This is a genomic window from Commensalibacter sp. A3DC (assembly GCF_047307945.1).
GTDB classification, from domain to species: Bacteria; Pseudomonadota; Alphaproteobacteria; order Acetobacterales; family Acetobacteraceae; genus Commensalibacter; species Commensalibacter melissae.
In genome coordinates, this window is sequence record NZ_JAXOQA010000076.1 from 1 (window position 1) to 6898 (window position 6898).

The window sequence follows — 6898 nt, forward strand, 5'->3', positions numbered from 1 at the left end:
AAATTATAGAGTATAAATTTAAAGAGCTTCCGCCTTAATTGGCGGTCTATCGCTCGAAACTTATAAAAGAAGGATGTGTCAAGATGCGTCTTCGCACTGCATTGCTTGCAACGACTTTCGCGGTTGCTACTCCCGCCGCAGCGATGGCTAGCACAATTACTGGCCCTTATGTTAGCTTAGGTGGCGGTTATAACCTTGTTCAAACACAACATGCCCATTTCAAAAATGGTACCAATGCCGGTGGCAGGCCTGATAACGGTAAGGGAACCTCATCAAAACTGCGCCATAATACCGGTTTCACAACCATGGGTTCTTTTGGTTGGGGATTTGGTAACGGTCTCCGCGTGGAAGTTGAAGGTGTTTATAACTACTCCAACATCAGCGGACGTCATGGAACCCCTGTTTCCGCATACAAAACCAAAGGACATGACCAAGGTTATGGCGGATTGATCAATGTTCTTTATGATATTGACTTGCGTCAATTCGGCATTGACGTCCCTGTCACCCCATTCGTGGGTATTGGTGCCGGTTATCTCTGGCAAAATATGGCTCCATTGGATACAGTTTACCGTAATGGCAGTAGAAACCGTATCGGTGGAACAGGTGGAAGCTTTGCCTATCAAGGTATCGTCGGTGCCGCCTATGATATCCCAGGTGTTCCAGGATTGGCAGTTACAACTGAATACCGTATGATGGGTCAATTGGATGATCATCGTTCATACAATTCAAGTGCCTGGGTTGGCGGAAACCATTATAACAGCCACAGAGGCGTTAAAATGGATCACCGCTTCAATCATCAGTTTATCTTGGGTCTGCGTTATGCATTTGACACCGCACCACCAGCACCTCCTCCAGCCCCACCAACTGTAGTTGCTCCACCACAACCATCTGTAGCTCGCACCTACCTAGTATTCTTCGATTTCGACAAATCAGCATTGACACCTCGTGCACGTGAAATCGTAAGAGAAGCTGCTCAGGCTTCAACACGTGTTCAAACAACACGTATCGAAGTTAACGGATATACAGATAACTCTTCTGCACATCCAGGTCCTCGTGGTCAACGCTATAACATGGGTCTTTCAATCAGACGTGCCAAAAGCGTGAAAGCTGAATTAATCCGTGACGGTGTTCCAGCAACAGCAATTGATATTCACGGTTATGGTGAATCTCATCCATTGGTTCCAACAGGACCAAATACACGTGAACCACAAAACCGTCGCGTAGAAATTATTCTTAAATAATTTTAAAGAAATTATCTGAATAATGTAAAAGAGATACTTAGAATTAAGTATCTCTTTTTATTTTGAAAAACAATCAGGCCAATTTATTTTTAAAGGTTCTTTTTGATATCAATCGGTCATAAACAACAATTTTTTCAATTTATCAAATTTGGTATTGTTGGATCATCCGGTCTGGGAATTGATATTCTAGCTGTATACTTGTTACGACCCTTAACTGGATTAACCATGGCAACCCTTGCCGCTTATTTTATAGCCGCAAGTTCTAACTGGTTCATAAACAGACTCTGGACATTTGGAAATATTAATCATCGTCATTCTATTTTTACACAATGGATACGATTTATTATGACCAATATTCTTGGTTTTTGTTGCAATAGAGGAGTTGTTTTCTTTTTATTTTTCCTAAATTCGTTTTTTAGGTACTATGCTTTTATACCTTTAATTATTGGTGCAATGACTGGAATGCTAGCGAATTTCCATTTATCGCGCAAATTGGTTTATAATGATTCCATATCAAAAAGGTAAATTATTTTTTTCCAACGTTCCAAAAGGCAGTTTCCAATTGAACAACATCCTTAAACTTACGTAGAATCATTGGATAACGTTGTTCCGCCCCATACTGAAAAGCAATTTGATCCAGAAACATAATACTTTTCTTTACAAGACTGTAATAGCTATCACTTCCGTACGTTTCCAACCAAGATAAATACGGATGGTCCCTTTTATCAAATTCTTGATCATTTAATAAATTCAAACCGATTTCACCGTACCCTATCAAACATGGTAATATTAGAATTACAATATCTAACAAATCACCCTGCATACTTTTTGTAAGCAAATATTGACTGTATGCAATAAGCTCGATTGATTTCCTTTCATTTTCAATAAAGTCAATTTCTATTCCCCATTGCTTGCAATATGATAAATGCAATGGAAGCTCTATTTCGATAAGCCCTTTCAATAATGATAAAAAATATTGCATTTCCCATAATGAATTACTTTTATAAATCGCTAGGGCCTCAACACGACTGTAATCAAGAAGATATAAATAATCCTGAACTAGATATTTTCTAAATTCCTCTGCCGGCAAGCTTCCTTTACCCAGCGCCTTGACAAAGGGATGATGGATAAATTGTTGCCATTCCTTCTGACAATCCTGTCGTAACCGACCAAATAATCCTTCAGAAAATAAAGAATACGTATTTTTATCATTATCAAACATTAAATCTTGACTTTCATGACAAAAGCTTAAATAGCTGTACTGTAAAAAACATTTTGAATAATAATATATACGGTTAGATTAATTTCCATATTACTCTTATCCAGTTCGTTTAAAATATTATTTTAACATATCAGGATTGTTCATTCTACCATGTCCACCACAATGCCAAGCACAAATGAAATACGGTCGCACTTTTTGAATTATTTTTCTAAAAATGATCATCAAATTGTACCATCCTCATCTTTGGTTCCCCAGAATGACCCTACTCTGCTTTTTACAAATGCAGGAATGGTACAGTTCAAAAATGTGTTTACCGGACAGGAACAGCGTCCCTATTCACGTGCCACAACTGCACAAAAGGTTGTTCGGGCTGGTGGCAAGCACAATGATCTTGATAATGTTGGATATACCGCTCGTCATCATACTTTTTTTGAAATGCTCGGAAATTTCTCTTTCGGAGATTATTTTAAGGAAAAAGCAATCTATCTGGCATGGAACCTAATCACTGGCGAATTTGGATTACCCAGGGAAAAACTTCTTGTCACTGTTTATTCGGACGATAATGAAGCAGCTGATTTATGGAAAAAAATAGCTGGCTTTTCCGATGACCGTATTATCCGTATTAACAGTTCAGATAACTTCTGGCGTATGGGAGATACAGGCCCATGTGGACCATGTTCAGAAATTTTCTATGACCATGGCGAAGATGTATTTGGAGGCCCCCCAGGATCCAAGGACGAAGATGGAGACCGTTTCGTAGAAATATGGAATTTGGTTTTCATGCAATATTTTGAAAATCCACCAGGTACACGAAATCCCTTACCCCGTCCATCAATTGATACAGGAATGGGATTGGAACGATTTGCCGCAATTATGCAAGGGAAAAGAGACAATTTTGATATTGATACTTTTCAGGTCTTGATCAGGGCATCTGCTGAAGTTACTAATACAGATCCATTTGGTCCCCATAAAGTCAGTCATCGTGTCGTTGCAGATCATCTTCGCTCTTCGGCTTTCCTTATTGCTGACGGTGTCTTACCGTCCAAAGACGGACGTGGTTATGTATTACGTCGTATTATGCGCAGAGCCATGCGTCATTTACACATGATCGGCACTCAACAACCGGTATTTTACAAGCTTTTACCTGCATTAATCGAGGAAATGGGAAGCGCCTATCCTGAACTGATACATTATGAAACTTTGATTTCTGAAACCTTATACAATGAAGAACAACGTTTCAAATCAATGCTAGATCGAGGTCTTTCCCTTTTGAATGAGGAAAGCGGCAAGTTACCGTCACATAGTAAATTGCCTGGTGATATTGCTTTCAAACTGTATGATACTTATGGTTTCCCTCTGGATTTAACAGCTGACGCGCTTCGTGAAAAAGGATTAACCGTTGATCACGAAGGCTTTGATAAAGCCATGGCCGAACAACGTAACCGAGCCAGAGCCGCATGGGTTGGTTCCGGTGATAATGCAACTGAAACAATATGGTTTGAACTCAAGGATAAATTTGGACCATCTGAATTTCTTGGATACAAGAATAATAGAGCTGATGCTGAAATTCAAGCAATTATCATTGATGGTCAATTGGTAAACCAAGCAGAAGAAGGTACAGAAATCAGTATCTTGTTAAACCAGACCCCCTTTTATGGTGAAAGTGGTGGTCAGGCCGGGGATCAGGGAATCATTTTCAATAAAAACAGTATTATCGAGATTAAAGATACGCAGAAGAAACTTGGCGAACTGATCCTCCATCATGGAATTGTAAAAAAAGGCCAGATTAAGATCAATGATACGGTAACGGCTGAAATTGATACTGCTTACAGACAGACAATTCAGGCACATCATTCTGCCACCCATCTGTTACATCGTGCATTGAGAGAACAATTCGGGACACATGTCACCCAAAAAGGAAGTCTGAATACAGCAGAACGCTTAAGATTTGATTTCAGTCTCTCCAAACCGATTACACGCAATGAACTGGATATTGTCGAAGCAAAGGTTAATGCACAAATCCGGAAAAATTTACCGGTCAGAACGCAAATCATGACGCCGGAACAAGCTAATAGACTTGGTGCAATGGCATTGTTCAATGAAAAATATGGTGAGGAAGTCCGTGTGGTTTCAATGGGAAATGGAGATGATATTGCCAATCCACAAACGGCATGGTCCATTGAACTTTGCGGTGGAACCCATGTCAATCGCACCGGAGATATAGGTTTATTTCATATAATTTCTGAAAGCGGGGTGGCTGCCGGAATAAGACGTATTGAAGCCGTTGCCGGTTTGGCCGCGGAAAATTATTTCAAACAGAATTTAAATATATTAAATGAAATAGCCTTTCTTCTTAATACTGCCCCTGTACAACTTACCGATAGAGTGCAGTTATTATTAAACGAAAGAAAAGAGCTAAAACAGCAAATATCCAAATTGCAGCACCAATTGACAATCGGCAAAGACATGCAAAATGACATTGAGACAATCAATGGCATTGAACTTATTTTCCGTGATGTTGGTGAAATCCCGCCAAAAGAATTAAAACCTTTGGCTGAAAGTCTTGTTAAACAGCTTCAAAATGGAATAGCTGTCGTATTGTCATCCTTTGATCACAAAGCATCCATCGTTGTTGCCGTAACTGCTGAATTAAGCAAAATTGTAAGTGCAATTGATTTGGTTAGAATGGCGAGTTCGATTGCGGGCGGTAAAGGTGGTGGTGGAAGACCAGATATGGCGCAAGCTGGAGGACCTGATATTAATAAGGCAAATGATATTTTTGAGAAAATAAAAAGCCATATCAATTCTTTATGATACTGAATTCAAGGCAGGCTCATCATGACCTGCTTTTTCATTATAATTATTGGTTATTTATCCTGCATGATCATACTTTCGCCGTAAAATTGTACATAATATCATACAGTTAGCTGTTCAATTCATTCCGAAATGAAAGATCACAATATGTCGGAAAACAACCCTCAACTAACCCTCCTTGATATTTTAAAAGGTGTAAAGAAATTTCGAACGGATATTTATCCGGAACGTAAAGAATTATATTGTCAACTTGCCAATGGACAATCCCCTAAAACACTTTTCATAACTTGTGCAGACAGTCGAATAAGTCCTGAATCCCTGACCCAGCAACCTCCCGGAAATTTATTTGTCTTGCGTAATATTGGCAATATTGTACCTGCTTATGGTAACAGCTTCGGGGGAGTAACATCCGCAGTTGAATATGCAGTTTCCGCCCTAAAGGTTTCTACAATTATTATTTGTGGACATTCTGATTGTGGCGCGATGAGTGCCCTTATACATCCTGAAAAATTGAATTCAATGCCAGCCGTAAGAAAATGGTTGCAATATGCCGAAACAGCCCATGCCATTACGGACGCACTTTCTGCCACTGATGTCGGCCCCGAAAGCATCCAAAGTTTAACGGAACACAATGTCCTGCTTCAACTCGCACATTTAAGAACTCATCCTTCAGTTGCTGGTGCCTTGGCAAAAAAAGAAATTATTCTTCAAGGATGGTATTATGATATTCCAAAAGGTAAGATTTATGTGTTAGATGAAGAAACAAGAAATGATATGACCGTCGATGAAGCTATTTCCATGCTGCAGAATCGTATCAACCAAAATACCAAAGCTTAAGAAAACTATTGCTGTATTGAGCTGCTGGTTTGCTTTTTTTGCATCTTTTACACTGCATGCCAGAACAATCAAGATAACCACCTGGAACACAGAGTGGTTATTATCAAAATCAGATCTTGATAAATATGAAATACCAAATGATATTCAAGCAAAACACTCCAAGAATTTCACAAGATTGTCTTTATATGCAAGAAAATTGAACAGCGATATAATTGCCTTGCAGGAAGTGGGATCAGTCGAAACCGCAAGACGAATCCTTCCTGAAGACCAATATGATTTTTATATAACTCAGGATAATATCGCCCAACATCCTGTCCTGGCCATTCGAAAAAAACTTTCTTACAATATTATAAAAAACCCTGATCTTACCGCTTTGAGTAAGAATGACAAAACCCATATTTTACGAAGTGGTCTTGATCTTACCCTATACGATCATCGCATAAATATTCGAATTCTGGTTGTACATTTAAAGGCTCATTGCCCTGAAAGATCTCTTTATTCCCAACAAAAAGCATGTAATATCTTGAATCAACAGAAAATAATTATCCAAAAATGGATTGCAGACAGAATAAAAGATAAACAGGCTTTCATTATTTTAGGAGATTTTAACCGTATAGTGTCATTTAATGATGAATTTTTTCAATCCTTGTCAACGGAATCTAGTTTATCAATCCCAACATCTCAACTTGCTTCACCATGCTGGGGAGGCAATTATTTTCTTGATGGATTTATTTTGGATCCCATCTTAAGTGAATACATTATTCCTAATACGTTAAAAGTATTG

General features: G+C 38.8%; 6 protein-coding genes. 5 read left to right on the top strand and 1 reads right to left on the bottom strand.

Going from position 1 to position 6898, the window contains the following annotated elements; translation table 11 throughout:
- The first annotated feature begins 83 nt into the window (after positions 1-83).
- A complete protein-coding gene (locus U0839_RS07905) occupies positions 84-1241 on the top strand; it encodes an OmpA family protein (protein ID WP_155565715.1) in 1158 nt (385 codons plus the stop codon).
- A 102-nt stretch (positions 1242-1343) separates the two neighbouring features.
- Positions 1344-1766: a GtrA family protein gene (locus U0839_RS07910; protein ID WP_110438313.1), complete on the top strand. Its 423-nt coding sequence runs from the start codon at positions 1344-1346 to the stop codon at positions 1764-1766.
- Position 1767: 1 nt separating this feature from the next.
- Here U0839_RS07910 and tenA read toward each other — a convergent pair whose 3' ends face one another.
- On the bottom strand, positions 1768-2463 hold the full coding sequence (tenA, locus tag U0839_RS07915) for a thiaminase II (RefSeq protein WP_155565717.1): 696 nt from the start codon (positions 2461-2463) through the stop codon (positions 1768-1770).
- 162 nt (positions 2464-2625) lie between these two features.
- Between tenA and alaS the strand changes: the two genes are divergently transcribed.
- The 3 genes from alaS to U0839_RS07930 form a co-directional block, all read left to right on the top strand.
- On the top strand, positions 2626-5277 hold the full coding sequence (gene alaS, locus U0839_RS07920) for an alanine--tRNA ligase (protein WP_413550433.1): 2652 nt from the start codon (positions 2626-2628) through the stop codon (positions 5275-5277).
- Between the two features lie 147 nt (positions 5278-5424).
- Entirely contained in the window at positions 5425-6114 is a 690-nt protein-coding gene (locus tag U0839_RS07925) for a carbonic anhydrase (RefSeq protein WP_122123839.1), read from the top strand.
- A partial coding sequence (locus tag U0839_RS07930) for an endonuclease/exonuclease/phosphatase family protein (protein WP_413550432.1) occupies positions 6062-6898 on the top strand: 837 nt, incomplete at its 3' end. The genes U0839_RS07925 and U0839_RS07930, both read left to right, overlap by 53 nt.

Bases quoted from the DNA above. Each gene is read 5' to 3' on its own strand.
- U0839_RS07925 (WP_122123839.1), top strand. From the start codon at position 5,425: ATGTCGGAAAACAACCCTCAACTAACCCTCCTTGATATTTTAAAAGGT.
- tenA (WP_155565717.1), bottom strand. From the start codon at position 2,463: ATGTTTGATAATGATAAAAATACGTATTCTTTATTTTCTGAAGGATTA.
- alaS (WP_413550433.1), top strand. From the start codon at position 2,626: ATGCCAAGCACAAATGAAATACGGTCGCACTTTTTGAATTATTTTTCT.
- U0839_RS07905 (WP_155565715.1), top strand. From the start codon at position 84: ATGCGTCTTCGCACTGCATTGCTTGCAACGACTTTCGCGGTTGCTACT.